The sequence below is a fragment of the Mesorhizobium sp. M1273 genome (assembly GCF_040318195.1).
In the GTDB taxonomy this organism is placed as follows: domain Bacteria; phylum Pseudomonadota; class Alphaproteobacteria; order Rhizobiales; family Rhizobiaceae; genus Mesorhizobium.
Map to the genome: position 1 here is coordinate 146850 of NZ_JAMYLV010000005.1, position 24106 is coordinate 170955.

Annotated in this window: 31 protein-coding genes; 18 read left to right on the forward strand and 13 right to left on the reverse strand. The window is 62.7% G+C overall.

The window, feature by feature from the left end; translation table 11 throughout:
- Both NKH30_RS08100 and NKH30_RS08105 read right to left on the reverse strand, forming a co-directional pair.
- Entirely contained in the window at positions 1-666 is a 666-nt protein-coding gene (locus NKH30_RS08100) for an amino acid ABC transporter permease (RefSeq protein WP_352994826.1), read from the reverse strand.
- 66 nt (positions 667-732) lie between these two features.
- Positions 733-1614: a transporter substrate-binding protein gene (locus NKH30_RS08105; RefSeq protein WP_031212143.1), complete on the reverse strand. Its 882-nt coding sequence runs from the start codon at positions 1612-1614 to the stop codon at positions 733-735.
- A 146-nt stretch (positions 1615-1760) separates the two neighbouring features.
- On the opposite strand from NKH30_RS08105, the gene NKH30_RS08110 reads away from it, so the two are divergent.
- Positions 1761-2546 carry an IclR family transcriptional regulator gene (locus NKH30_RS08110; protein ID WP_352768256.1) on the forward strand — a complete coding sequence of 262 codons (786 nt, stop codon included), beginning with the start codon at positions 1761-1763 and terminating at the stop codon, positions 2544-2546.
- A 50-nt stretch (positions 2547-2596) separates the two neighbouring features.
- Here the strand turns inward: NKH30_RS08110 and NKH30_RS08115 are convergent, their stop codons facing one another.
- A complete protein-coding gene (locus NKH30_RS08115) occupies positions 2597-2800 on the reverse strand; it encodes a YdcH family protein (protein ID WP_023678480.1) in 204 nt (67 codons plus the stop codon).
- 239 nt (positions 2801-3039) lie between these two features.
- Between NKH30_RS08115 and NKH30_RS08120 the strand changes: the two genes are divergently transcribed.
- The 7 genes from NKH30_RS08120 to NKH30_RS08150 all read left to right on the forward strand — a co-directional run bounded on the left by NKH30_RS08120 (position 3040) and on the right by NKH30_RS08150 (position 9765).
- On the forward strand, positions 3040-3219 hold the full coding sequence (locus NKH30_RS08120) for a YdcH family protein (RefSeq protein WP_023678481.1): 180 nt from the start codon (positions 3040-3042) through the stop codon (positions 3217-3219).
- Positions 3220-3421: 202 nt separating this feature from the next.
- The gene (gene ispG, locus NKH30_RS08125) at positions 3422-4675 is read left to right on the forward strand and encodes a flavodoxin-dependent (E)-4-hydroxy-3-methylbut-2-enyl-diphosphate synthase (protein WP_352452483.1); all 1254 of its coding nucleotides are present in this window, start codon (positions 3422-3424) and stop codon (positions 4673-4675) included.
- Positions 4676-4679: 4 nt separating this feature from the next.
- Complete coding sequence (locus NKH30_RS08130; protein WP_352452482.1) at positions 4680-5534, forward strand: transglycosylase SLT domain-containing protein; 855 nt, start codon at positions 4680-4682, stop codon at positions 5532-5534.
- Between the two features lie 162 nt (positions 5535-5696).
- A complete protein-coding gene (locus tag NKH30_RS08135; protein WP_352540261.1) occupies positions 5697-6893 on the forward strand; it encodes a phosphoglycerate kinase in 1197 nt (398 codons plus the stop codon).
- Positions 6894-7033: 140 nt separating this feature from the next.
- Positions 7034-8059: a class I fructose-bisphosphate aldolase gene (locus NKH30_RS08140; RefSeq protein ID WP_352994829.1), complete on the forward strand. Its 1026-nt coding sequence runs from the start codon at positions 7034-7036 to the stop codon at positions 8057-8059.
- 150 nt (positions 8060-8209) lie between these two features.
- Positions 8210-8947: a DUF899 domain-containing protein gene (locus tag NKH30_RS08145; protein WP_352613480.1), complete on the forward strand. Its 738-nt coding sequence runs from the start codon at positions 8210-8212 to the stop codon at positions 8945-8947.
- Between the two features lie 86 nt (positions 8948-9033).
- Positions 9034-9765, forward strand: a complete 732-nt coding sequence (locus NKH30_RS08150) for an SGNH/GDSL hydrolase family protein (RefSeq protein ID WP_352613482.1) — start codon at positions 9034-9036, stop codon at positions 9763-9765.
- A 117-nt stretch (positions 9766-9882) separates the two neighbouring features.
- Here the strand turns inward: NKH30_RS08150 and NKH30_RS08155 are convergent, their stop codons facing one another.
- Positions 9883-10044 carry a hypothetical protein gene (locus tag NKH30_RS08155; RefSeq protein WP_008873884.1) on the reverse strand — a complete coding sequence of 54 codons (162 nt, stop codon included), beginning with the start codon at positions 10042-10044 and terminating at the stop codon, positions 9883-9885.
- A gap of 203 nt (positions 10045-10247) precedes the next feature.
- On the opposite strand from NKH30_RS08155, the gene NKH30_RS08160 reads away from it, so the two are divergent.
- The 3 genes from NKH30_RS08160 to NKH30_RS08170 all read left to right on the forward strand — a co-directional run bounded on the left by NKH30_RS08160 (position 10248) and on the right by NKH30_RS08170 (position 11702).
- Entirely contained in the window at positions 10248-10415 is a 168-nt protein-coding gene (locus tag NKH30_RS08160) for a hypothetical protein (protein WP_023678489.1), read from the forward strand.
- Between the two features lie 141 nt (positions 10416-10556).
- The gene (locus NKH30_RS08165; RefSeq protein ID WP_352471152.1) at positions 10557-10964 is read left to right on the forward strand and encodes a hypothetical protein; all 408 of its coding nucleotides are present in this window, start codon (positions 10557-10559) and stop codon (positions 10962-10964) included.
- A gap of 18 nt (positions 10965-10982) precedes the next feature.
- On the forward strand, positions 10983-11702 hold the full coding sequence (locus tag NKH30_RS08170; RefSeq protein ID WP_023678491.1) for a helix-turn-helix transcriptional regulator: 720 nt from the start codon (positions 10983-10985) through the stop codon (positions 11700-11702).
- Between the two features lie 59 nt (positions 11703-11761).
- On the opposite strand, the gene NKH30_RS08175 is transcribed toward NKH30_RS08170, so the two are convergent.
- The 3 genes from NKH30_RS08175 to NKH30_RS08185 form a co-directional block, all read right to left on the reverse strand.
- The gene (locus tag NKH30_RS08175) at positions 11762-12457 is read right to left on the reverse strand and encodes a DUF1013 domain-containing protein (RefSeq protein ID WP_023678492.1); all 696 of its coding nucleotides are present in this window, start codon (positions 12455-12457) and stop codon (positions 11762-11764) included.
- A 355-nt stretch (positions 12458-12812) separates the two neighbouring features.
- Positions 12813-12953 carry a DUF1127 domain-containing protein gene (locus NKH30_RS08180; protein WP_023678493.1) on the reverse strand — a complete coding sequence of 47 codons (141 nt, stop codon included), beginning with the start codon at positions 12951-12953 and terminating at the stop codon, positions 12813-12815.
- Between the two features lie 132 nt (positions 12954-13085).
- Positions 13086-14096, reverse strand: a complete 1011-nt coding sequence (locus NKH30_RS08185; RefSeq protein ID WP_352452476.1) for an NAD(P)H-quinone oxidoreductase — start codon at positions 14094-14096, stop codon at positions 13086-13088.
- Between the two features lie 125 nt (positions 14097-14221).
- Here NKH30_RS08185 and NKH30_RS08190 point away from each other — a divergent pair, with 125 nt between their 5' ends.
- The 3 genes from NKH30_RS08190 (at position 14222) to NKH30_RS08200 (ending at position 16079) form a co-directional block, all read left to right on the forward strand.
- Positions 14222-14416 carry a DUF1192 domain-containing protein gene (locus NKH30_RS08190; protein ID WP_023678495.1) on the forward strand — a complete coding sequence of 65 codons (195 nt, stop codon included), beginning with the start codon at positions 14222-14224 and terminating at the stop codon, positions 14414-14416.
- A gap of 96 nt (positions 14417-14512) precedes the next feature.
- On the forward strand, positions 14513-15760 hold the full coding sequence (locus NKH30_RS08195) for an MFS transporter (protein WP_352677879.1): 1248 nt from the start codon (positions 14513-14515) through the stop codon (positions 15758-15760).
- 31 nt (positions 15761-15791) lie between these two features.
- Complete coding sequence (locus NKH30_RS08200) at positions 15792-16079, forward strand: ArsR/SmtB family transcription factor (RefSeq protein ID WP_023678497.1); 288 nt, start codon at positions 15792-15794, stop codon at positions 16077-16079.
- A 142-nt stretch (positions 16080-16221) separates the two neighbouring features.
- On the opposite strand, the gene NKH30_RS08205 is transcribed toward NKH30_RS08200, so the two are convergent.
- Together NKH30_RS08205 and NKH30_RS08210 are read right to left on the reverse strand one after the other, a co-directional pair.
- A complete protein-coding gene (locus NKH30_RS08205; RefSeq protein ID WP_352677877.1) occupies positions 16222-16878 on the reverse strand; it encodes a glutathione S-transferase family protein in 657 nt (218 codons plus the stop codon).
- A gap of 61 nt (positions 16879-16939) precedes the next feature.
- Complete coding sequence (locus NKH30_RS08210) at positions 16940-17791, reverse strand: alpha/beta fold hydrolase (RefSeq protein ID WP_352768235.1); 852 nt, start codon at positions 17789-17791, stop codon at positions 16940-16942.
- A 97-nt stretch (positions 17792-17888) separates the two neighbouring features.
- Here NKH30_RS08210 and NKH30_RS08215 point away from each other — a divergent pair, with 97 nt between their 5' ends.
- From NKH30_RS08215 to NKH30_RS08225, 3 genes are all read left to right on the forward strand, one after another.
- Positions 17889-18413: a winged helix-turn-helix transcriptional regulator gene (locus NKH30_RS08215; protein WP_352451127.1), complete on the forward strand. Its 525-nt coding sequence runs from the start codon at positions 17889-17891 to the stop codon at positions 18411-18413.
- Between the two features lie 75 nt (positions 18414-18488).
- Positions 18489-18719 carry a hypothetical protein gene (locus NKH30_RS08220; protein ID WP_023678501.1) on the forward strand — a complete coding sequence of 77 codons (231 nt, stop codon included), beginning with the start codon at positions 18489-18491 and terminating at the stop codon, positions 18717-18719.
- A 96-nt stretch (positions 18720-18815) separates the two neighbouring features.
- Positions 18816-19247: a GlcG/HbpS family heme-binding protein gene (locus NKH30_RS08225; protein ID WP_352768232.1), complete on the forward strand. Its 432-nt coding sequence runs from the start codon at positions 18816-18818 to the stop codon at positions 19245-19247.
- A 10-nt stretch (positions 19248-19257) separates the two neighbouring features.
- Here NKH30_RS08225 and NKH30_RS08230 read toward each other — a convergent pair whose 3' ends face one another.
- The 3 genes from NKH30_RS08230 to NKH30_RS08240 all read right to left on the reverse strand — a co-directional run bounded on the left by NKH30_RS08230 (position 19258) and on the right by NKH30_RS08240 (position 20939).
- Entirely contained in the window at positions 19258-19659 is a 402-nt protein-coding gene (locus NKH30_RS08230; RefSeq protein WP_023678503.1) for a hypothetical protein, read from the reverse strand.
- A 199-nt stretch (positions 19660-19858) separates the two neighbouring features.
- Positions 19859-20041: a 50S ribosomal protein L32 gene (gene rpmF, locus NKH30_RS08235; protein WP_006203806.1), complete on the reverse strand. Its 183-nt coding sequence runs from the start codon at positions 20039-20041 to the stop codon at positions 19859-19861.
- Between the two features lie 139 nt (positions 20042-20180).
- Positions 20181-20939: a biosynthetic peptidoglycan transglycosylase gene (locus NKH30_RS08240; protein WP_352724412.1), complete on the reverse strand. Its 759-nt coding sequence runs from the start codon at positions 20937-20939 to the stop codon at positions 20181-20183.
- Between the two features lie 79 nt (positions 20940-21018).
- On the opposite strand from NKH30_RS08240, the gene NKH30_RS08245 reads away from it, so the two are divergent.
- The gene (locus NKH30_RS08245; protein ID WP_352457948.1) at positions 21019-21936 is read left to right on the forward strand and encodes a polyprenyl synthetase family protein; all 918 of its coding nucleotides are present in this window, start codon (positions 21019-21021) and stop codon (positions 21934-21936) included.
- Between the two features lie 169 nt (positions 21937-22105).
- Here NKH30_RS08245 and NKH30_RS08250 read toward each other — a convergent pair whose 3' ends face one another.
- A complete protein-coding gene (locus NKH30_RS08250) occupies positions 22106-23995 on the reverse strand; it encodes a potassium/proton antiporter (protein WP_352768229.1) in 1890 nt (629 codons plus the stop codon).
- Positions 23996-24106: the final 111 nt, after the last annotated feature.

The following is a 24106-nucleotide window of genomic DNA, read 5'->3' on the forward strand; positions in this document are numbered from 1 at the left end:
TCAGCGCGCCGCCTTGAACCGGCGCTCGACGAGCCGCAGCGCGAAAAGCAGCGTGTAGCCGGTCAACAGGTACATTGCCGTCACCACCAGATAGACTTCGACAATGCGGAACGTGTTGAAGTTGATCCACTGGGCGCCATAGGTGAGTTCGGGTACCGAGATGACCGACGCCACGGACGTATCCTTGAAGAGCGATATGAATGTGTTGGAAAGCGCCGGCAGGATTATGCGCAGCATCGTCGGCAGGCGCACATCGAGCAGCCTTTGCCATGGTGTCAGGCCGATTGCCTTGCCGGCGTCGAGCTGACCGCGCGGCACCGCCTCGAGCCCCGAGCGAAACACCTCGACCAGGTAGGCGCCGCTGTAGAGCGACAGCGTGGCAATGAATGAGGTTTGCGCGCTGTAGGCAATGTCGACCACCGTCGGCAAGCCGTAGAAGACCAGATAGACGAGCAGGATCAGCGGCACGTTGCGGATGAACTCGACATACCCCGCGATGATGGTCCGCACCGCACGTCCGGCCGACACGTACCAGACCGCCAGAACGAGCCCGATGACGATGCCGATCGCGATCGAGATGACGGCCAGTTCGAGGCTTAACAGCAGTCCGCCCCAGAGCTTGTCGAAATGCCGCCAGATAAGGTTGAAGTTGAGAGTATAACCCATGCGTCCTCGTCATGGAGGGCTGCGATGAGAGAAGGCGGAAGGACGTTGTCCTTCCGCCTGCTTGCATCAAATGACCGGGAAACCGGGATGGCGCGCCGGCGGCTCCTGTCCGAAATAATCCTTGAACGCAGCGTCGTAGAGTGCCGTTTCATGGCCGAACATGGCGATGGTGAAGGTCTGGTTGACGAAGGTCAGCCAGTCGAGGTCGCCCTGCCGCAGCGCGGCACCATAAAGCATCGAGAACCAGCTCTTGCCGGCATCGAAGTACTTATCCGGATTGCGCGAGGCGAGCCAGCGCACCGTTGACAGATCGACCGCGGCGGCGTCGACGCGCTTCGATTCCAAGGCCTGCAGCACGTTGGCCTGCGTGTCTATCTGCATCACCTGCGACTCCGGCAGGACGATATGCACGTTAGCCTCGGCATCGACATTTTGCAGGATGGAAATCCGCGTCGCCGAACCGCCGGCAAGCAGCTTGTCGAAGGTCTTGTTTTCGGCGTTCGGAAGGGTCAGCAAGGCGATGCCTTCGACGTAGTAGGGTCGGGAGAAGTGGATCAGCTGCGATCGCTGGGCGGTCATGGTCATGAACTGGATGGTGATGTCGACCTTGTTGGTGGTCACGTTCGGAATGCGCTGAGCCGGATCCTGCATGACGAATTCCACTTTGGTCGGATCGTCGAAAAGCCCCTTGGCGAGAATGCGACCCATGGTGATGTCCATGCCTACCAGTTCGCCGGCGTCGTTCTCGAAATGCCAGGGCGCATTGGTACTGCCGGTGCCGACGATCACCTTGCCGCGCTCGAGGACGGTGCGCAGCAGGCTGTCCGGCGCTGCCTGGGCCGCCGCTTTCTGAACGTCGACCGCGGTAGCGGCGCTCATCACTCCGGCCGTTGCAAGCCCGGCCATTCCCAGTTTCAGAAATTCACGCCTTTTGGATGTGTCGTTCACGGCGACCTCCTTTCGTGTTGAGTTCCCCTTTGGACCAGCAGTACAGGCATCAGTTGCAACTGACATCATTGTCCCTTACAAGAGACGCCTGTACTCTGTACAAGACAGATTAACATCAGGGATCGATAATGCAAGAAGGTAATGCCTTGGCCGCTCGACCTGACGCCGGTCTGGACGAAGACAAGAACTCGGGTTCTCGGGAGAAGGGCCTCAACCGGGTCCTCCAGATTTTGGAGTTTCTTCACGCGACCCAGCGCGCGATCGGCATCGGCGATCTTGCCAAGGGGGTAAACGCGCCGCGTTCGACGACTTATACGCTTGTGCGCTCGCTGGTCGACGCAGGCCTGCTGGAAATGGCCGGAGACGGCAATCGGGTCTATTTCGGAAAGAAGCTCTATCTCTACGGAATGGACTATGTGCGGGGCAACGACCTGCTCAGGCGAGGGCGCCAGGAAGTCGACCATCTGTCACGCGAGACCGGCGAGACCTCGGAGTTGTGCATGCTGCAAAGCGGCCGCTACACCATCGTCCATTCAAGCCCGGGGACGAGGCCATTCCGGATCAGCTCGGCGACCGGTCTGCAAATACCGCTCCCCTGGACAGCTTCCGGGCGACTGCTCCTCGCCGGCTTCGACAGGGCAGCGATTGAGGATATGGTCTCCGAGGACGATCTCGTGCTGCCGGACGGCCGCAGATTGCAACTCGACGATTTCATAGACGACATCGCCGTCGCCAAGTCGGCCGGCTACTGCGTCACCTCCGGCCTTGTCGATGCCTACACGAAATGCCTGGCCGCGCCGGTCTTTTCAGCGCCGGGCAGGGTCGAGGCGACGATGTGCCTGGTGGTTCCGATCGATACCTCGACCGAAAAGACCGACAACCTGATAGCGTTGTTGCGCGAGCGCGCCGCACGGCTTTCGATCGCGGCATAACCGCTTTTCCAGCAGGCCCCGCCGGCGTTCGTTCAAACAATGGCGTTCGTTCAAGCAATAATGTCTGGAATGATCTTGTCTTCCAGCGCCATCAGCCTGTCCTTCAGGAAAAGCTTCTTTTTCTTCATGCGCTGGATCTGCAGCGGGTCGCAATTCATGGCGATCATCGCATTGATGGCAGCGTCGAAATCGGCGTGTTCCTGCTTCAGCCGGGAATATTCGAGGCGGATATCTGCCTGTTCCTGATCGGACATTTTTACCGTCTGCACGTCTGCGGCGCCCAAACTATGGGCCTGATTGGGCGGGACCGGGGCTTCTTGCACCGGCGCGCAGCCCATATCACATTTCATATTGGCGTGGAATGCTACCACGCAGCATTCGACATCGGTGCGCGATGGTGGCACACTGTCATTATGCCGTCATAGAAGCGAGCCTGCGGTGGACGTGCCATGACGGCTGCAATCCGAGGAAACCATGAAAGGGAGAACCAATCATGTCTCTTGCATCCCATCTTGATGAGCTGCAGCGGAAACACGGCGACATCGAACGGGAAATCGACGATGCGATGACCCATCCGTCGGTAGACGACCTCGAAATCGTGAATCTCAAGCGGCGCAAGCTGGCGCTCAAGGACGAGATTGAAAAACTGAAGGCGAAACCGACGACGCACTGAAACCCTTCCAGGACTAGAAGCGCCACCCGGCGCGCGATCTTTCCGGTGGCATGTCTCTATGCTGCCGGAAACGCCCATGGATTTGCGGTAAGCTGCCATCTTGTTGTTTCCGATTTGCTGGGCCTGCGCGCCAGTCGCCATTGACAAGCCATCTTTGCTCCTCCACCTCATGCCCGGACCTTCAAGATTAAAGGCAGCCGGCATGACCGGATATTTTTCCTCACCCTTCCCACGCCGCAGGTCGGTCGGTGTCGATGTCGGCGGCGTGATGGTCGGCGGCGGCGCGCCGGTCGTCGTCCAGTCAATGACCAACACCGATACGGCCGATGTCGACCAGACGGTCGCGCAAGTGGCGGCGCTGCATCGTGCCGGCTCCGAGATCGTGCGCATAACCGTCGATCGCGACGAAAGCGCTGCGGCCGTACCGGCCATCCGCGAGCGGCTGGAACGGCTCGGCATCGACGTGCCGCTGGTCGGCGATTTCCACTATATCGGCCACAAGCTCCTGGCCGACCACCCGGCCTGTGCCGAGGCACTGGCCAAATACCGTATCAATCCCGGCAATGTCGGCTTCAAGGACAAGAAAGACCGGCAGTTCGCGGCGATCGTCGAGATGGCGATCAAATACGACAAACCGGTGCGCATCGGCGTCAATTGGGGTTCGCTTGACCAGGAGCTGCTGACCCGGCTGATGGACGACAACCAGGCCCAGGGCTTTCCGCTGACGGCGCAGGAAGTGACGCGCGAGGCAATCGTGCAATCGGCGATCCTGTCGGCCGGAATGGCCGAAGAGATCGGCCTTGCGCGCGAGAAAATCATCCTGTCGGCCAAGGTCAGCGGCGTGCAGGATCTGATCGCCGTCTACACCGAGCTTGCCACCCGATCCGACCATGCGCTGCACCTCGGCCTGACAGAGGCCGGCATGGGCTCGAAAGGCATCGTCGCCTCGTCCGCTGCCATGGGCATCCTGCTCCAGCAAGGCATTGGCGACACCATCCGCATCTCGCTGACGCCGGAGCCGAACGGCGACCGCACGCGCGAGGTGCAGGTGTCGCAGGAACTGTTGCAGACCATGGGCTTCCGGCAGTTCGTGCCGATCGTCGCCGCCTGCCCGGGCTGCGGCCGCACAACCTCGACCGTGTTCCAGGAGCTTGCCCAGAACATCCAGGCCGACCTGCGCAAGAACATGCCGGTGTGGCGCGAACAATATCCCGGCGTCGAGAACCTCAAGGTCGCGGTGATGGGTTGCATCGTCAACGGTCCGGGCGAATCCAAACATGCCGATATCGGCATTTCGCTGCCCGGCACCGGTGAGACACCGACCGCCCCGGTGTTCGTCGACGGCAAGAAGGCGGCGACCCTGCGCGGCCCATCGATTGCCGCGGATTTCGAGAAGATGGTCGCCGACTATATCGAACGGCGGTTCGGGCAGCACGACAAAGCCGCGGCGGAGTAATTCGATGCGGCGTTTGCTGGGCGCGGCGCTGGTTGTCATTTGCGGGCTGATCTGGGCGACAGCCGTTCAGGCCGATCCACCACGGCCCGCCAAAAAGAAGCTGATCGACCAGGTTTGCAACCTGATCGAGACGCATGCCGACCAGAACGGGCTGCCCCGGGATTTCTTTGCCCGGCTGATCTGGAAGGAAAGCCGTTTCGATCCCAATGCGGTCAGCCCCGTCGGCGCTGAGGGTATCGCCCAATTCATGCCGGGTACCGCCAAGATGCGCGGGCTCGCCAATTCCTTCGACATCGAACAGGCGATCCCGGCCTCGGCAAAATACCTCGCCGAAATGAAATCCGGTTTCGGCAATCTCGGCCTCGCCGCCGCAGCCTACAATGCCGGCGAGAGCCGGGTGACGCGCTGGCTGAATTCCGGCGGCTTCTTGCCGATGGAGACCGAAAGCTACGTTCTGGACGTCATGGGCGAGCCGGCCGACAACTTCACCAATACCGCCTACGCCGGCGTCATCCGGCCGCTCGACAAGAAGGCGAGTTTCGCTGCTGCTTGCCGCGAGCTGCCGGTGATCATGTCCAGAACCGTGCCGATGTCGTCGATCAACATCAAGCCGTGGGGCGTGCAGGTGGCCGGCAATTTTCGCCGCGCCGCGGCGCTCAACCAGTGGCTGAGAGTGAAAAGCCGGTTCCCGGCACTGCTTGCCGGCCACGATCCGGTGGTCAGCCGGGTCCGCACACCGATCGGCAGGCGCGGCATCTATGCCGTGCGGATCGGCGCCGATAGCAGAGCCAAGGCCGACACGATCTGCGACAAGCTGCAAAGCGTCGGCGGCGCCTGCATCGTGGTGCGCAACCGGTAAAGCCATATGTCGGTGCGTTTTGCGCCATTGCTGCCCATCTCGCTCCCCGTGGGCACTTCATCCTCGATACGTGAATCATATTTTCGGTGAACCGTTAGGCAGGTCTTGCATCGTCGTCGATGCGGGGTAAGGTCCCCGCGATTTTTCGCGAAAGGGATCAGCATGGCCGGCTTCAAGACACTGGACGACATCGGCAATATCAGCGGCAAGCGTGTGCTGGTGCGTGTCGACCTCAACGTTCCCGTCGCCGAGGGCAAGGTCACCGACGCCACCCGCATCGAGCGCATTGCGCCGACCATTGCCGAGCTCTCCGGCAAGGGCGCCAAGGTCATCCTGCTTGCCCATTTCGGCCGGCCGAAGGATGGACCGGCGGCGGAATTCTCGCTCGAGCCGATCGCCAAGGCGACGGCGGAAGTGCTCGGCCGCCCGGTTGGCTTTGCCGCCGACTGCATCGGCGACAAGGCGGGAAATGCCATTGCTGCCATGAATAATGGCGACGTGCTGCTGCTCGAGAACACCCGCTTCCATAAGGGCGAGGAGCAGAACGATCCGGCCTTCACCGAAAAGCTCGCCGCCAACGGCGACATTTTCGTCAACGACGCCTTCTCCGCTGCGCACCGCGCCCACTCGTCGACGGAAGGGTTGGCGCATGTGCAGCCTTCCTTCGCCGGCCGCACCATGCAGGCCGAGCTCGATGCGTTGGAAAAGGGTCTTGGAAATCCCGTCCGTCCGGTTGTCGCCATCGTCGGCGGCGCCAAGGTCTCGACCAAGATCGACCTGTTGATGAACCTGGTGAAGAAGGTCGACGCGCTGGTCATCGGCGGCGGCATGGCCAACACGTTTCTCGCGGCACGCGGCACCGATGTCGGGAAATCCTTGTGCGAGCGTGATCTCGCGACCACCGCCAAGCAGATCATGATCGAGGCGGCCGAGGCCGGCTGCGCCATCATCCTGCCCGCCGACGGCGTTGTCGCCAGGGAGTTCAAGGCCGGCGCCGCCAGCGAGACCGTCGCCATAGCAGACGTGCCGGCCGACGGCATGATCCTCGACGTCGGCGCAAAGACCGTGAAAACCATTGCCGAATGGATCGACCGCGCCGCGACGCTGGTCTGGAACGGGCCGCTCGGCGCCTTCGAGATCGAGCCATTCGACCACGCAACGGTGGCGACGGCCAGGCACGCGGCAGCGCGCACCAGGGCCGGCAGACTGATCTCGGTCGCCGGCGGCGGCGATACGGTGGCGGCGCTCAACCATGCCGGCGTTGCCGACGACTTCACCTATGTCTCGACGGCTGGCGGCGCTTTCCTGGAGTGGATGGAAGGCAAGCCCTTGCCCGGCGTCGACATCTTGAAGCGCTGAGCGCGGCAGCAATAACAGCGCGAAAGAGGGCGCCCGCGACTTTCAATCGATTCGCGCCTACCCGGTGAAATTGTTCGACTTGAACCTGCGTTGCTCTGGTGGTCTGCTGGGCACGGATCAATTCTTTCAGGAGAAGCACGATGAGCGAACGTCTCGAGGACATTGCTGCCGCGATGGTGGCCAATGGCAAAGGCCTGCTGGCTGCCGACGAGAGCTCCGGCACCATCAAGAAGCGCTTCGACGTCATCGGTGTCGAGTCGACCGCCGACAGTCGCCGCGACTATCGCGAGATGATGTTCCGCGCCAGCGATGCAATGACCAAGTACATTTCCGGCGTCATCCTCTACGACGAGACCATTCACCAGAAGGCCGCCGACGGCACACCGCTGGTCGACATCATCAAGGCATCAGGCGCTCTCCCCGGTATCAAGGTCGATGCCGGCGCCAAGCCGCTGGCCGGCTTTCCCGGCGACACCATCACCGAAGGCCTGGACGGCCTGCGCGAACGCCTTGCCGACTATTACAAGCTCGGCGCCCGCTTTGCCAAATGGCGCGCGGTGATCGACATCGATGTTGCCAAGGGCGTGCCTTCCGCCACCTCGATCGGCTCGAACGCCCATGCGCTCGCCCGTTACGCCGCGCTTTGCCAGGAGGCCGGCATCGTGCCGATCGTCGAGCCGGAGGTGCTGATGGACGGCGCCCACGACATCGACACCTGCTACGAGATCAGCAAGGCGACACTGACAAAGTTGTACACCGAGCTCTATGCGGCTCGCGTCGTGCTCGAAGGCACCATCCTGAAGCCGAACATGGTGCTGGCCGGCAAGAAATCAGGCAAGGTCAGCAGCCCCGACGAAGTCGCCGAGAAGACAATAAAACTGTTCCGCGAGACGGTGCCGGCCGCGATCGGAGGCATCGCCTTCCTGTCAGGCGGACAAACGGACGAGCAGGCGACCGCCAACCTCAATGCCATCAACGCTATCGGCCCGCATCCGTGGAAGCTGACCTTCTCCTACGGCCGCGCCTTGCAGGCCGCTCCGCAGAAGGCCTGGAGCGGCAAGCCGGCAAACGTCGCCGCCGCACAGGCTGCCTTCGCCCATCGCGCCCACATGAACCATCTGGCAGCGCTTGGACAATGGCAGCCGACGCTGGAGCAAGCCGCCTGACGGAATTCAGGTTGCGTTCCCTCCGACCCGGGCCATGTGCCCGGGTTTGTTTGAAAGCAGCAAGGTCTGCGATTTCCTGCAACTAAAAATGCAGCTCTGTGTCGGCATTCCTCGCTGCCGATCGTCCTCCGTGAAAAGAGGAGCAGACCTATGCCAAACAACAAGACCGTATCGCAGGAAGACTGGTTTCAGGCGCACAAGGCGCATCTGGCGCGCGAAAAGGAATTGACGCGCTTTCGCGACCGCGTCGCCGCCGAACGCCGCGAATTGCCGTGGCTGAAGATCCGCAAGGACTATGTCTTCGAGACCGAGCAAGGGCCAAAGAAACTGCCTGACCTGTTCGACGGCAACAGCCAGCTGATCGTCTACCATTTCATGTTCGGGCCGGGCGCCGATTATCGCTGCGAGGGCTGCTCGTTCCTTGCCGACCACATCGACGGTGCCAACCAGCATCTCAGGCATCACGACGTCTCACTTGTGGTGGTGGCGCGGGCGCCGCTGGCCGAGCTTCTGCCCTACAAGCAGCGCATGGGCTGGAAATTCGACTGGGTGTCGTCGTACGCTTCGGACTTCAACTTCGACATGCAGGTGTCATTCACCGACAAGCAGATCGCGGCCGGCGACACGACCTACAATTTCGAGCGGCGCGCGCGGCAATCGAAGGATCTTCCCGGCACTAGCGTGTTCTATCGCGACGAGAAAGGCGACATCTTCCTGACTTTCATCTCGCGCTCGCGAGGCGGCGATCCGCTGATCGGCGCCTATCACTATCTCGATCTGACGCCGAAGGGCCGCAACGAAACCGGTCCCCACCATAGCTTGGTGGACTGGGTGCGGTTGCATGACGAGTATGAAGACCAATCCGGGACGCATGACGGTTGCCATTGAGGCGACAAGGGTGTCGCTGCAAGGTCGTTCACCTTCAGTGCAACATGCGCTAAGTGCTGTTCGCTATGCCCTAAAAGGGACTTGCCATGCGGCGCTTTCCGACCCTTCTCACCTGGCTCGCCTTTCCGGTTTATGTCTGGCAAGGACTTGGCGTGCGTCGCCGCACCGCCCGCATGCTGCCGGCACAAGGTCCGGTCATGCACGAGATATCTGGCCTGGTGCCAGCAATCTCGGTTCTGGTGCTTGGCGATTCCTCCGCCGCTTCGGTAGGGATCGGCAATTCCGAAAACGGATTGGCCGCGCAACTGGCAGTTCTGATTGCGCAACGCACCGGCCGCACCGTGCGCTGGCGGGCGGCCGGCTTCAACTCGGCAACCTCTGGCCAGATCCGCGATCATGTGCTGCCCAATCTATCGGCCGATCCGTGGACGCATATCGTGCTGGCCATCGGTACCAACGACACCAAGAATTTTCATTCGGTACCGCGCTTCAAGCGCGAGTTTGGCGGCCTGCTCTACGCGCTGCGCGCCAAATGGCCGGAAGCGCGCGTCGTGTGGTCGCCGGTGCTGGAGTTCACCCGGGCTCCGGCAATGCCGCCGCTGCTCGGCAAGATCCTCGAAATCCGCGCCGTCAAAATGAACCGGATGGGCGAGCGCCTTTGCCTCGAACGCGGCGCCATACCGGCGCCCCGGCTGCCGATCACGGATGCCGATGCCGGCTTCGCATCGGATGGATTTCACGCTTCGGAAGCCGGCTACCGAGCCTGGGCGGAACATCTGGTCAGCCTGGTGCTCGCCAACGAACCGGGCGTCGCGTAGCGGGCCGCCCGCACTAAAGCGCGTCGCGTTCGATTGGCCTCATCCGACGCGCTTCAGGTTCTCGTTTTTATGCATGTCGTTGTCGCAAAACCGCTGCACACTTTTGCGCGACATGCATTACGTCCAGTGCCCGAGCACCGCCGTAATCGAAATCGCCGCCATCGCCAGCAGCGCCAGCTTCCAGAAATCGCTGCGCCGCTTCAGCCCGGGCCAGCCAAGCGGCTTGATGAGCTGGATGACCATCATGGCGATGATGACGAGCGCGAGAAGTTTCGACATGCAGCCTTTGATCAGCATCGCGGCTGGCTGTCAAAGCGGCTCCGGAATCGCCGTCTTTCCAGTGCAGCAGGCCTCTTTTCAGCACTGCCTGATCACTTCGGTCGACAAATCGGAACGCCGGTCAGGAGAGACGCACCCTCCTGACAGACTGCTGTCAGCAGGGGTGTGCGATAGTGCCTGCATCGAAAGAGAGGAGACCAGCCATGAACGGTATTACCATTCTGCGTAGCGTGCAGCACTATGTCGGCAAGATCCGGACGATCCGCAATGAGATCCGCACCCAGCGATTCATGAACACCCTGCCGGCGGACATCCGCAAGGATATTGGTTGGCCGGACATGTATGGCGACCGCCGCAATGGCGGCAATTGAGGCAAGCTTTCCGCGTGGCGTTTGGATGCAACCTGGCGACGAGCTGAAATGGGCATGCTGAAGCCTCCTGACAGTATGGTGTCAGGAGGCTCGTGCCATAGTGCAATGGCCGCCGGAGCCGGATGGCCGAGAGGACGATCGATGAAAAGCTGGAACGACAGGCTGAACACGCCTGGCATCAACGGCATAACACCGTCGCCACGCACCATCGGCGACGTCGTCGAAGGCCAGCCGATGCTGGTTCCTACAGCTCGCCAGGTCCATGCATTCATCCGCTCTATCCCCGAAGGCATGGACATGAATATCCGCGCTTTGCGCACCGCTCTCGCCATCGAGCACGGTGCCGAGATGACATGTCCGGTCACCATCGGCTATCATCTGCGCACCGTCGCCGAGGCCGCCAACGAGGATCTTGAGCGTGGCATGGCGCTGGGCGACTTTGCGCCGTTCTGGCGGGTGGTCGACGCAAACACGCCGACAACGAGGAAACTGTCCTTCGGCGCGGCCTTCGTCGCCGCGCAGCGCAAGCGCGAAGGGCTGGAACGATAGACGCCGAGGGACCATACGATGCGCCGCGCCGACAGGCTCTTCCAGATCGTGCAGCATCTGCGTGGTGGTCGTCTGGTCACCGCCCAGAAGCTGGGCACGTGGCTCGAGGTTTCCGAGCGGACGATCTATCGCGACATCGCAGACCTGCAGTCGACCGGCGTGCCGATCGACGGCGAGGCCGGTGTCGGCTACATGATGAGGGAGGGTTTCGATCTTCCGCCGCTGATGTTCACGCGTGACGAGATCGTCGCGCTGGTCGCCGGCGCCCGCATGGTGCGCGCCTTTGGCGGCGCGGCCATGGCGCGAGCCGCCGACGAGGCGCTGGTCAAGATAGGCGCCGTGTTGCCCGACGCCGAAAAGGACCGCATCGCCCGTACCGAGATCCACACGCCGATGTGGGTGGTAAGCGATGCCGCCCGCGAAGCCATCGACCTGATCGAGCGGTCCATCGAGAAACGTCAGGTGCTGACCATCGACTATTCGGATGAGGCCGGCCGCAGCACCGCGCGCGACATCCGCCCGCTCGGCCTGTGGTTCTGGGGCAAGGTGTGGACCTTGGTCGCCTGGTGTGAGATGCGCGGCGATTTCCGCGCCTTCCGCATCGACCGCATCGCCTCGGTGGTCATCGCCGGCCGCACCTTCAAGCCGGAGCGCGGCAAGCAGCTCGCTGATTTCTATCGCGCGGTGGAGCGCAGCGAGGATTACGGCATGGCGCCGGACCGGGCGGCGCGAAGCTGACACGGAAGATCACAAAAAAAGCCCGCTTGAAAGCGGGCTTTTAGTTTTGGATGCCAGACCTATTCCTCTTCGTCGGCGTCCTTGTCCTTCGACTTCAGCGCCGAAAGCTTGGCGAAGACGGCGTTGGCGTCAAGTTCGCGGTCCTCGTCCTTCGGCTTTTCGGGCGCCGGCACCAGCCGTTCGGTCAAGGCGGCCGGCAGCAGCGTATCGCCGACCGGCTGCGCCTGCTCGCGGCCGCGCGAGGCGCGGTTGATTTCCATATCGAGGTCGATCTGCGACGTCAGGCCGAGCGTCACCGGATCCATCGGCTGGAGATTGGCGGAGTTCCAGTGCTTTCTGTCGCGGATCTGGTCGATCGTCGACTTCGTTGTGCCGACAAGGCGGGCAATCTGCGCATCCTTGAGCTCGGGATGGTTGCGCACCAGCCAGAGGATGGCGTTGGGCCGGTCCTGGCGCTTCGACAGCGGCGTGTAGCGCGGACCCTTGCGTTTGGATTCCGGCACCCGCACCTTGGGATCGGAGAGCTTCAGCCGGTGGTTCGCGTCCTTCTCGGCGCGCGCGATCTCGTCGCGAGTGAGCTGGCCGGTCATGATCGGGTCCATGCCCTTGATGCCTTGAGCCGACTCGCCGTCGGCGATCGCCTTGACCTCAAGCGGATGCAGTCCGCAGAACTGCGCGATCTGCTCGAAGGAAAGCGCTGTGTTGTCAACCAGCCAGACGGCGGTCGCCTTTGGCATCAGCAGCGTATTGGCCATTACAAAAATCCTTCTCGTTCGCCCGCGTTCCCGCGCGGGCGGTGGTTTAGAGCCACCAAAATGGGAAAATCGCGGTCTATATAACCGCTCGTTCGCCGTTTCGCAATGTTTTTGGCAGGCGCGCGTCAAGGACGGCACGGCAGCGCGACCAGCAGACCGCGAAGGGGTCGGCAGATGACGCCATGCAGTCGAAAGCTTCAAAAAGACAAAGCCCGCCAGACCAAGGTCGGGCGGGCTCGGAACCGGCGACGGAAATCCGTCTGCTGCGGCTCTGGCTTCTAAAGCTTGATCCCGAACCGCGGCTCGGCGTTGCCGAAAAGCAGCGCCCGGTCTTCGAGCGGGATCGTGCTCGAGATCAAAGCCCTTTGCGGGCGATTCTCTCGATGTCGCCGCGGTTGATGCCGAGGTCGTTGAGCTGACGAGCATTCAGCCGGTTCAGTTCGCGCACGGTTTCGTTGTACATGCGCCAGTTACGGAAAGCGCGGATCGGGTTCATGATAGTCCTCCATCGTTTTGATGCCGCGTAAATAGGCATCGGCGATGAAAAATTGAACAGACGCTTTTGCATGGCCGCAATGCGTTTGTTGCATTGCACCATTAAGCTTTCGTTCAGCCTGTTTGCGGGCCGTCAGGCGACATCGAGCACAATCTTGCCGATGTGCTCACCCTCCTCCATCCGCTCATGCGCCCGCCACGCTTCCTTGAGCGGGAAGATCGTATCCATCACCGGCGCAACCTTGCGCGTGCCGAGCAGCGGCCAAACCTGCGCCTCCAGCGCAGCCGCAACTGCCGCCTTGAACTCCACGGTGCGTGGCCTGAGCAGCGATCCTGTGTGCACGAGCCGCTTGGCCATGATCTTGAAGAAATCGGCGCTCGCCACCGCCCCGCCCTGCGTCGCGATCTGGACGATGCGGCCTTCCATGGCTGCAGCCTCATAGTTTCGCGCCACATAGTCGCCGCCGACCATGTCGAGGATGACATTGGCACCCTTGCCGCCGGTTGCCTCCTTGACTGCGGCGACGAAGTCCTCTTCGCGGTAGTTGATCGCCCGGTCGGCGCCGAGCTTGAGGCAGGCGTCGCATTTCTCCTTGCTGCCGGCGGTGGTGACGACATAGGCGCCGAAAGCGGCGGCAAGCTGGATCGCCGTGGTGCCGATACCCGACGAGCCGCCATGCACGAGCAGGGTCTCGCCGCTCTTCAGGCCGCCGCGCTCGAAGACATTGTGCCAAACAGTGAAGTAGTTTTCCGGCAGCGCCGCCGCTTCGGTGTAGGTAAAGCCGGCGGGCAGCGGCAGCACGCTGCCGGCGTGCACTCTGACATATTCGGCATAGCCGCCGCCCGCCGTCAGCGCACAGACCCGGTCGCCGACGCGCCAGCGCGATATCTCGTCACCAAGGGCAGCGACTTCGCCTGCTGCTTCCAGGCCCGGCAGATCCGACGCTCCCGGCGGTGGCGGATAGGCGCCCTTGCGCTGTTGCACGTCCGGCCGGTTGACGCCGGCGGCCCGCACCCGGATCAGGATCTCGCCGGGACCGGGAACCGGTACGTCGCGGGTTTCCGCTTTCAGCACCCGCGGCCCGCCCGGTTCCGATATGGCGATCGCCATCATCTTCGCCGGAATTTTCTGTGCGTTCGCCATGAATTTCTCCCGTCGTGCTCCGCCGGTTTCTCGTGCCAGCTCTTGCCCGCCATTTGCATCCATACCCTTGCCCTATGTATGCTCATTGGCAAATCAGGCAAATGGGCAATCACGGAGGAGCGACGATGGCGATCTTCGACGACGAACCCAAGAAGAAAGCGCGCCCGCACGAGATCGGGCAGGATCTGTCGCTGCTTTCCGTCGATGAATTGTCCGAACGGATCGGCATCCTGCGCGACGAGATCGCCCGGCTGGAAGCCGAGCTCAAGACCAAGGGCTCGACCAAGTCGGCGGCAGAGGCGCTGTTTCGCCGCGGGTAGTTACTGCGGGTAATTCCAAAAGCTCGGGCACGCCGCCGAAAAGCCCGAATGCCGCTGTCTCCAGACTTGTGCCCTAAACCCCAGCCGGATTGAAAAATGTTCGCAAGCTACAGACCGATCCTCTCGCTGCTGCGCGGCACGGCGTTCCTGTTGGCGGCATCCGGACTGCACGGTCTGCTGTTGCCGCTGCGCGGCCAGGTGGAGGGCTTCTCGACGGCATCGCTCGGCCTGATGGGCACGGCTTGGGCCGGCGGCTTCGTCACCGGCTGCTTCTTTGCGCCACGCATCGTGCGCCGCGCCGGTCATGTCAGGGCTTTCGGCGCCTTTGCCGCATCGGGAGCGATCGTCGCACTGCTCACCGGCCTGATCATCGACGAATATACCTGGATCCTGCTGCGCGCCTTCACCGGCTTCACCATGGCCGGCGCCTTCATGGTCATCGAAAGCTGGCTCAACGAGAAGGCCACCAACGAAAACCGCGGCACCGTCTTCGGCCTCTACATGATGGTCACCTATGCCTCGATCATGGGCGGTCAGATGATCGTTGCCGGCGGCGATGTGAGATCGGCGTCGCTGTTCATGATCACCGGCATTCTGTTCTGCCTGTCGCTGATCCCGACGGCGGTCTCGACGGCGTCTCACCCCAAGCCGCTGCAGGACGTGTCGCTTGACGTCAAGGGACTCTACGGCAATTCGCCGGTGTCGGCGATCGCTTGCGTGCTGATCGGCATCGCCAACGGCGCCTGGGGTACACTTGGTGCCGTCTATGGAGCGCGCATCGGCATCTCGACAGCCGAGATCGCGCTGATGATGAGCCTCGTGGTCATCGCCGGCGCCGCCATGCAGCTTCCGGCCGGGCGGCTCTCCGACATGACGGACCGTCGTTTCGTGCTGGCGGGCGCGGCCTTCGGCGCTGCGCTGTTTGCCATCGCCATCTTCCTGTTCGAACCGCGCTCCGGCGTCTTCGTCATCGTCTGCACCGCCGCCTACGGCGCCTTCGCCTACACGCTCTATTCGATCGCGGTGGCGCATGCCAATGACCATGCGCGATCGGAGGACTTCGTCAAAGTGTCGGGCGGCCTGCTGCTGCTTTATGGCTTCGGCACGATGATCGGTCCGCTGGTGGCCGCCGGCCTGATGGGCTGGATGCGCCCTGAGGGGCTGTTCCTGGCCACTGCGCTCGCGCATCTCAGCCTGGCTGGCTATACGCTGCTGCGCATCAGCCGTCGCGCGCCGGTGCCGATCGAAGGCCGCGATGCCTTCAAGACCCAGCCCGCCGATCGCTCGGTGACGCCGGAAGCGTTGCGGCTCGACCCGCGCAGAAAAGCTGAAGCCGACAGTTGAGATTCGAGGCGCTTTGCCCCACAAATAAGGCATGATGCTTTCCGACGCCTTCATGGCGATTGCCGATCCCAACCGGCGCCATCTCTTGGAAGAGCTCCGGCGCGGACCGAAGACCGTCAACGAATTGGCATCCGGCTTGCCGGTGTCCCGCCCGGCCGTTTCGCAGCACCTGAAGGTGCTGCTTGATGCGGGGTTGGTCAACGCCAAGCCGGAAGGCACCAGGCGCGTCTATACGGTCAGCAATGCCGGCTTCCTGAAGCTCAACATCTGGCTTGACCAGTTCTGGGATGCGGAGCAGCTCGGTTCACCCGGAAGCTGAGAGGCATCGTCAGCGCGTCGAGCAACTATGCAGCATCGGGCCTAGAGCAATTCCAGGAAAAGTGTGAAACGGTTTTCCGTACGGAATTGCGCAAAAACAAAGAGATAGAGCGGTTCGGCGTTTCCGTGAACGATGAACCACTCTAGCCATTGTTGTAGGGGAAGAGCTTGAAATACGGCTGCGCTTCCTCGATCACACGGGCAACCGAGGGGCGTTGCAGCAACCGGTCGTGATAGCGCCTGACCGCAGGATATTCGTCTCCGAACGGCTCGACCTTGTTGGCGTAGAACAGCGCGGGGGCGGCAGCGCAGTCGGCCATGGTGAAGCTCGCACCCACCGCCCATGTCGTCGATTGCATGTCCTGTTCAATGATGGCGTAGGAGCTGCGCAGCTGGGCGCGGGCCTGCTCGACGCCGAACGGATCGGTCTTGCCCTCCGGCCGCAGCCGGTCACCAACGATCTTCTGCATCGGTTCCTGGACATAGAAGTCATAGAAGCGGTCGGCGAGCCGGGTCTGGCGAGCGAGATCGAGATCGGCGGGGATCAGTTCGACCGGCCCAGGATAATTCGCGTTGAGATATTCGATGACGATCGTCGATTCCGGCACGGTCCGGTCCAGCGTTTCATCGCGCAGCACCGGCATCTTGCCGAGCGGCCACAATTTCAGAAACGCCGCGCGCGACTGTTCATTGCCGAGATCGACAACGACGGATGTGAATGGCGTGCCGTTCTCATAGAGCGCGATCAGCGGTTTCCAGCAGAAGGAGGCCAGCGGATGAAGATGCATCGTCAGGGACATTTTTGCTCCTATCTTTGGTGCTTCGTCTCGCGGGCATCCGGTGTCAAGGTTCGGCCCGCTGCTACGTGGCCCGGCTGTGGGCGACGATCGCATCGATGATCGCGGCCCAATCGTCGGGATGCAGCTCGTGGCCGCCGCCCTCGATCCGGACCAGTCTTGCACCGGCGACCGCGTCGGCAAGAGCGGCGCCATGCTCGGCTGGAAAGATCGGATCGTCGGTGCCGTGGATAACGAGGAGCGGAATCTTCATCTCGTGCAGCCGCCCCGTCCAGTCCTCGCCGCTCCGATCTTCGCCGCCCTTGAGCATGAAGTGATTGGTCGCGCTGAGAAAGCCGCCGGACCGGTCGTAGTCCTGTTCCACGAACGCTCTCGTCCGCGCCTCGTCGAACGGATGCGCGGTGCCGGCGAGCGCACGCGCGTTTTTGACCATGAAATCGACCCCTTGGCCACGGTCAGACCAGTCGACCTTCGCGCCTTCGGCCGAATGTTTCCTATAGGCCTCGGTGGTTCCGGGCAAATGCGACGTATCGATGCCCAAGGGCGAGCTGCTGATCACCGTCAGCGAAGTGACACGCGACGGGTATCTCAACGCAACAAGCTGCGCGATCATGCCGCCCATCGACATGCCGACCACATGCGCCTTTCGGATTCCATGGTCGTCAAGGACGCGGATAGCATCGTCCGCCATGTCGTCGAATGTATAAGGCGGCTCGCCCGGCGCGTATTTGGTCGAACGGCCGGTATCGCGATTGTCATAGCGGATCACGAAGCGACCTTCGCCGGCCAGCTTCCGGCAAAACGCTTCGGGCCACCAAAGCATGGAAGCCATCGCGCCCATGATCAACAACACCGCCGGATGGGCTGGATCGCCGAACGTCTGGGATGCGATTTCGGGGTGTTCGGCGTTTTTCATGGCTTTCCTCCTTGGGCTTCCAATCCGATTGCATTTTGCAATCAGTTGCACGATATTAAAACCGATACGATAATGCAACCGGTTTTTGGAGATTCGCATGAACATCGATCGTCGGTCCGGATGCCCCATCAACCTGTCGCTCGAAGTGTTCGGTGACCGGTGGAGCCTGATCATCCTTCGCGACATCATCTTCGGCGGCAGACGCCACTTTCGCGAACTGCTCAACGGCTCGATGGAGGGCATCGCCTCCAACATCCTCGCCGACCGGCTGAAGCGGCTGATGGAGCTCGGCATGCTGACCAAGGCGGATGATCCCTCCCACAAGCAAAAGGCGATCTACAGCCTGACCGAAATGGCGATTACGCTGGTGCCGATCCTGGCGCATCTCGGCGCCTGGGGCCGCGTCTGGCTGCCGGTCAGCGAAGAGCTCTCTATCCGCGCCGAGCTTCTGGAAAAAGGCGGCCCGCCGATGTGGGATAAGTTCATGAACGAGTTGCGCCACGAGCATCTGGGTGCGTCTCCCGCCCCATCTGGACCCACCGTCCGCGCGACTTTGCAGGCCGGATACGATGCGGTCGTCGCCCGCAAGGCGGAGCGAGTCGGCTGCGATCCGGCGCCATGACCAACTTATTTTCCCAATTGCGGGCTGGCTCTGCTATCAAGGGACTGAAGATAATTTACGGATTGGATAACGCTCTTGGTCGAGAACTCTAAGGACACTGCCCGTGCGCGGGCCGATTTGCGTTTCAAGAAACAGGAAGAGGCAGCCACGGTTCGCCAGAAGGCGATGGCGGAATATGTCGCCGAGAGCGACGCTCGCCAAGCCAAGACCAACAAGCTGCGGGCGCTGCGCCTCGCCAAGGAAGCGGAAGACCTGGCCAATGCGCCTCCGGCCCCGGTGAAGAAGCCTCGCGCCAAGAAGAAATAGGCCGGCGCTCCCAGAATGCATGCTTCCTTTCGCACGCGAAACAGTTCACTCGGAGCTGTTCTGCCGGTTGATAACTGGCGCGTTTAGGAGACGGCCATGACCGCACTGACGCTCGACAAAGCCCTTGAAATCATCGTCGCCGCCTTTGCCAAGGGTGCCGAGCTCAAGCTCAGGCCGCTTGGCGTCTCGGTGCTCGACGCCGGCGCCCATCTGGTCGCGTTCCAGCGTCAGGACGGCGCCTCTTTCCTGCGTCCGCAAATGTCGGCCGGCAAGGCCTATGGCGCTCTCGCTATCGGCATGGGCTCGCGCCGGGTGGAAGCTTTCGCCAAGGAGCGCCCGCATCTGATCGCCGGCGTCTCCGACGTGTCGGGCGGGCGCGTCCTGCCGGTCGTCGGCGGCGTGCTGATCCGCGACAACGCCGGCACGATCATCGGCGCCATCGGTATTTCCGGCGACACGTCCGACAATGATGAAACGGCAGCCATCGCCGGCGTCGAGGCGGCTGGCTTCACCGCTGACCCGGGCTGAGTGGGGATCCTTAACTCATATTGATGTCGCGGGTGGCCGACCGCATCGACACCGAAAAGCCGGCCAGCACGTCGATCAGCGCTATGACCATCAGTGTGAAGAAAACGGAATGGGCGGCGCCCTTCACCAGCAGGAACTCGACCAGATAGGCCACAAAGACGAAGGTCGACAAAAGATGGTCCATGATCGAGGCATTTGTCGTGCGCGTCGACTTCACCACTTCGACGAACAAGAAGATCAGTGCGATCAACACGATGAGGTCGCCGAGGGTCATCGAGAACACGCCACCCGACATCATCCGGACCGAAAACATTTCGGTGGCCCACGGATCGTCGCCGCTGCCGAATATTCCCAGAAGCCCGAGATTGTAGAGGATGAAAGGCACGATCAGCAGCGGGATGGCACCGAACATGTGGCGGCTCCGGTTGGACTGATCTTTGTAGAGTGCGCCCGGCGTTCGCCGTCAAGAATTTTCGTGCGGCCGATAAACACGGACAAAGACGGCGTGAAACAACAATGTCAGGCCCGGCTGATACGATCAGTTGTCGCAAACGCAAAAAGACCGGCCAATGGCCGGTCGTTTCGCAACCCATAAACCGTCGAAAGCTCTCTCAGCTTTCCTTCGGCTCCAGAACCTGGCGACCGCGATACATGCCGGTCTTCAGGTCGATATGGTGCGGACGGCGCATCTCGCCGGAGTTCTTGTCCTCGACATAGGTCGGGGCCTTCAGTGCGTCGGCAGAACGGCGCATGCCGCGCTTCGACGGAGAGGTTTTTCGTTTCGGAACGGCCATGGATATGCTCCACTACATGGTCAAAACGCCCCGGCGGCCCTCGTGAAAGGGCCACATCAGGGGCCGGAATCTGAGAAAGTCGGGTGCCTATACACGCCCGACGGCGTTTTGGCCAGCGTCGCCGTGTTTTTTTTTGACACTATCGCAGGCAACCGACATAGGCGCCGGCGCGGCCGGCGCGCCGTTCGATCAACGCGGCAAGCCGCCTCAGTCCCGGCCCGGGCTTCGCAGGATTGCGCACGATCGGATTCGGCAAGGTGACGGCAAGCAGCGCTGCCTGCCGGCGCGACAGCTGTTTTGCCGAGACGCCGAAATGATGCTGGGCGGCGGCCTCGATGCCGTAGATGCCCGGTCCCCATTCGGCGATGTTGAGGTAGATCTCCATGATCCGCCGTTTCGACAGCACCGCATCGAAATAGACGGCCAGCGGCAGTTCCACGACCTTACGGACCGAGCCCAACGGCCGCGACCATAGATAAAGATTCTTTACCGTCTGCATGGTGATGGTCGAGGCGCCACGTGTCATCTCGCCGGCGAGCGCATCGTCGACGACGCCGCGCAACTCGCCCAGATCGACGCCGCGATGGAAACAGAACTGCCCGTCCTCCGACATGATGACCGAATATGCCAGCCCCGGCGCGACATCGTCGATGGAAACCCAGCGCCGATCGTAGCCAGAAAACGTCGCCAGGTCCTTCAGCATCAATGTCGACACCGGATGCACGAATGTCGGCAGGTACAGGAAGGTCAGCACCACCGGCACCAGCGCCAGCACGACCGCGACGGCGATGCCGCGCCGGACCCAGCGTTGAAGACCGATGCGGCTGCCGCGTCTCGGTCTCGCCATGTCCAACCCTTCGGTTTCGTGATCGACGATCGGTTCCGCCAAGCCACCCAGTCCGCGCTACTCCCTGCCCCCGGCATAATGGCGCTTGGCTTCTTGCGCAACGTCTGAGTGTCGGCTACCGCTCCCGACCATGACGAAAGACGACCAAATGGCGTTCGAAGCTGCACTTATTGCCCGGGCAGTTCCGCTCGAGGCGCTGCTGAGGCGGTTGCTCGACGGACGGACGCTTTCGGGCGAGGTCGCGCGGCCCGAACGCCTGATGGCGGCAATGCGACATGGCGTGCTGAACGGCGGCAAACGACTGCGTCCCTTCCTGGTCATGGAAAGTGCTGCACTGTTTTCAGCCGACGGCGAGGCGGCGCTGCGCGTCGCGGCGGCGCTCGAATGCGTGCACTGCTATTCGCTCATCCATGACGATCTGCCGGCCATGGACGACGACGATTTGCGCCGCGGCCAGCCGACCGTGCACAGGGCTTTCGATGAGGCGACCGCCATTCTTGCGGGCGACGCCTTGCTGACACTTGCCTTCGACATCCTTGCCGACGAGGCGACAATGCTGCCGGCCGAGCGCAGGGCAACGCTGGTGCTGGCACTGGCCCGCGCCGCCGGGGCGGGAAGCATGGTCGGCGGCCAGATGCTCGATCTCGAAGCCGAACAAAGCCGGCCGGACGAGGCCGGCATCATCCGGCTTCAGGCGATGAAAACCGGTGCGCTGATCCGCTTTGCCTGCGAAGCGGGCGCTATCCTTGCCGGCGCGCCGTCGGGCGACCGCGAAAGGCTGGCCGAGTTCGGCTCGGCGATCGGGCTTGCCTTTCAGCTTGCCGACGATCTGCTCGACCTGACCGCCGACGCGCATCAGATGGGCAAGGCGACCGGCAAGGATGCCGCGGCCGGCAAGGCGACGCTGGTCGCGCTGCACGGACCGGACTGGGCGCGGGGCCAGCTCCATGGCCTCGTTGACCAGGCTCATGCGTTGCTCGAACCTTTTGGCGAGCAAGCTGCGCTTCTGAAACAAGCGGCGCAGTTCGTAGCGGCCCGCAACAATTAAGCGCGCCCCTATGGCGCGCCGGAGAATTGGCGACTGATCGGCCGGACGCCCTCGCAACCGGCCGATCGGGATCATTTCCGGCGATGTCGGACCACATGGACCCGCCACACCAGTTGCCGAGCCATTCTTCAGCCTCGCGGCAGGGTTCCGCGGCTCGGGTGGACAGCGGTCAGCCTTCGCCAGTTGTCTTTTCCACCACGGGCTGCGGAACCGGTCCCATCTCGGCCGCCGCCTCGACCGCCCGCGCCTCGGCCGGCTTGCGCCGGTTGCGGATGAAGGCGGCGATGCGGTCGCGGATTTCGCCGGCGCTGAGGAACACCGGAACGCGCGCCACCGGCGCGGTCGGCTCAAAGGACAGGCCAAGGCCGGTGATCCTGCCCTTGTCGTCGACGTCGCGGACGATCAGCTCGATCGGACCGAGTAGCACGCGGTCGGCGTATTCGGCGTGGCCGCCGAGCCGCGTAGTGACCAGGTCGCCAATGCTGAGCTTGCGTTCCGCTTCGGTCAGGCCCGGCGCGTAGGCGGTCTCCAGTTCCTCGGCGGGGCGTGACGGATCGAGGGCGAAGGCCCCGAAGAAATCCGCGTCCTCGGGATCGACCACGGCACGGCTGGCGAACAGCTTGTCGAGCAGGCGCGGATAGCGGTCCGGCACGAAGATGTAGACATGGTCGCCGGCCGCGAGCCGGCCCATATCCTGGAAGCGCATCGAGCGTCCGTCGCGCAGCACCAGCGACGGCCGCGCCCAGCGCGGAATGCGTTCGCCGCGCGCCACCGGGCTGCCAGGTGCCACGCGGTAGGCGAGAAGCTCATGATGGGCGGAGCCCGGCAGTTCCAATTCGACCTTGTCGAGCGGTCCCAGGCGGGCCGGCACGATAAGGCCGAGACGGCGCGCCAGCGGCCCGACGGTCCATCCCTGGATGATCAGCGAGACCAGCACGATGATGAAGGCAGTGTTGAAGATGAGGCGGCCGTTCTCAAGACCGCCGAGCAGCGGCGTGATGGCAAGCAGGATCGACACGGCACCACGCAGGCCAACCCACGAGACGAAGGCGACTTCCGGGCGTGGCAGACGGAACGGCACCAGGCAGAGCCAGACGGCGATTGGCCGTGCCACAAATACCAGGAACAGGCCGAGCAGCACTGCCGGCACCAGGATCGCCGGAAATTGCGAAGGCGTCGCGAACAGGCCGAGGATCAGGAACATGATGATCTGCGCCAGCCACGACATGCCGTCCTGGAAGCGCTTGAGGATGGTGACGGCCCGGATATCGGAATTGCCGGCAATCAGGCCTGCGAGATAGACCGCCAGGAAGCCGGAGCCGCCGACGGCACCGGCGGCAGCGAACACCATAAGCGACAGCGTCAGCACGAAGATCGGCAGCAGGCCGTGATCGAGATTGAGGCGATCGACAAGGCGCACAATGGCCATGCCGCCGAGAATGCCGATGACCGCGCCGAGCCCCATGTTGACAAGGAAGCCGACGGCAAGATCGGTGACCAGCACCTTGGCCTCGGGGTGGGTATTGGCGGCGATGACCTCGACCAGCGTGATGGTCAGGAAGATGGCGATCGGGTCATTTGTGCCGGATTCCACCTCGAGCGTGGACCGCACGCGCTCGCGCAAATTGATCTCGCCGGCGCGCAGCAGGAAGAACACCGCCGCGGCGTCGGTCGAGGCGACGGCGGCACCGAGCAGGAAGGATTCCAGCCAGGTCAGGTCGAGCAGATAATAGGCGGCGGCGCCGAAGAGCCCGGTGGTCAAAAGGACGCCGAATGTGGCCAGCGACAGCGCCGGCCCGGCCGCCTGCCGCAAGGCGTTGAGCGGCGTGCCGAAGCCGGAATCGAAAAGGATGACCGCCAGCGCCAATGAGCCGGCAAAATAAGCAACTCGGGCATTGTCGAAATGGATGCCGAGACCGTCGGTTCCGGTGGCGAGGCCGATGCAGAGAAACAGCAGCAGGAGAGGGGCGCCGAAACGGAAGGCGATCAGGCTTGAAAACGCGGCGGCAACGACAAGTGCTGCGCCAACGAGCGTCACAAGATAGATACCATGCTCCATTCGTTGGTCGCCCCTAGTCGATATGCTACGGCATCACGGGAGAGTGGGGCGAAGACATGGCCGCTGCAAGGCAGCAGCGTGGCTTTTTGCCCCACGCTGCCGATCGTCGAA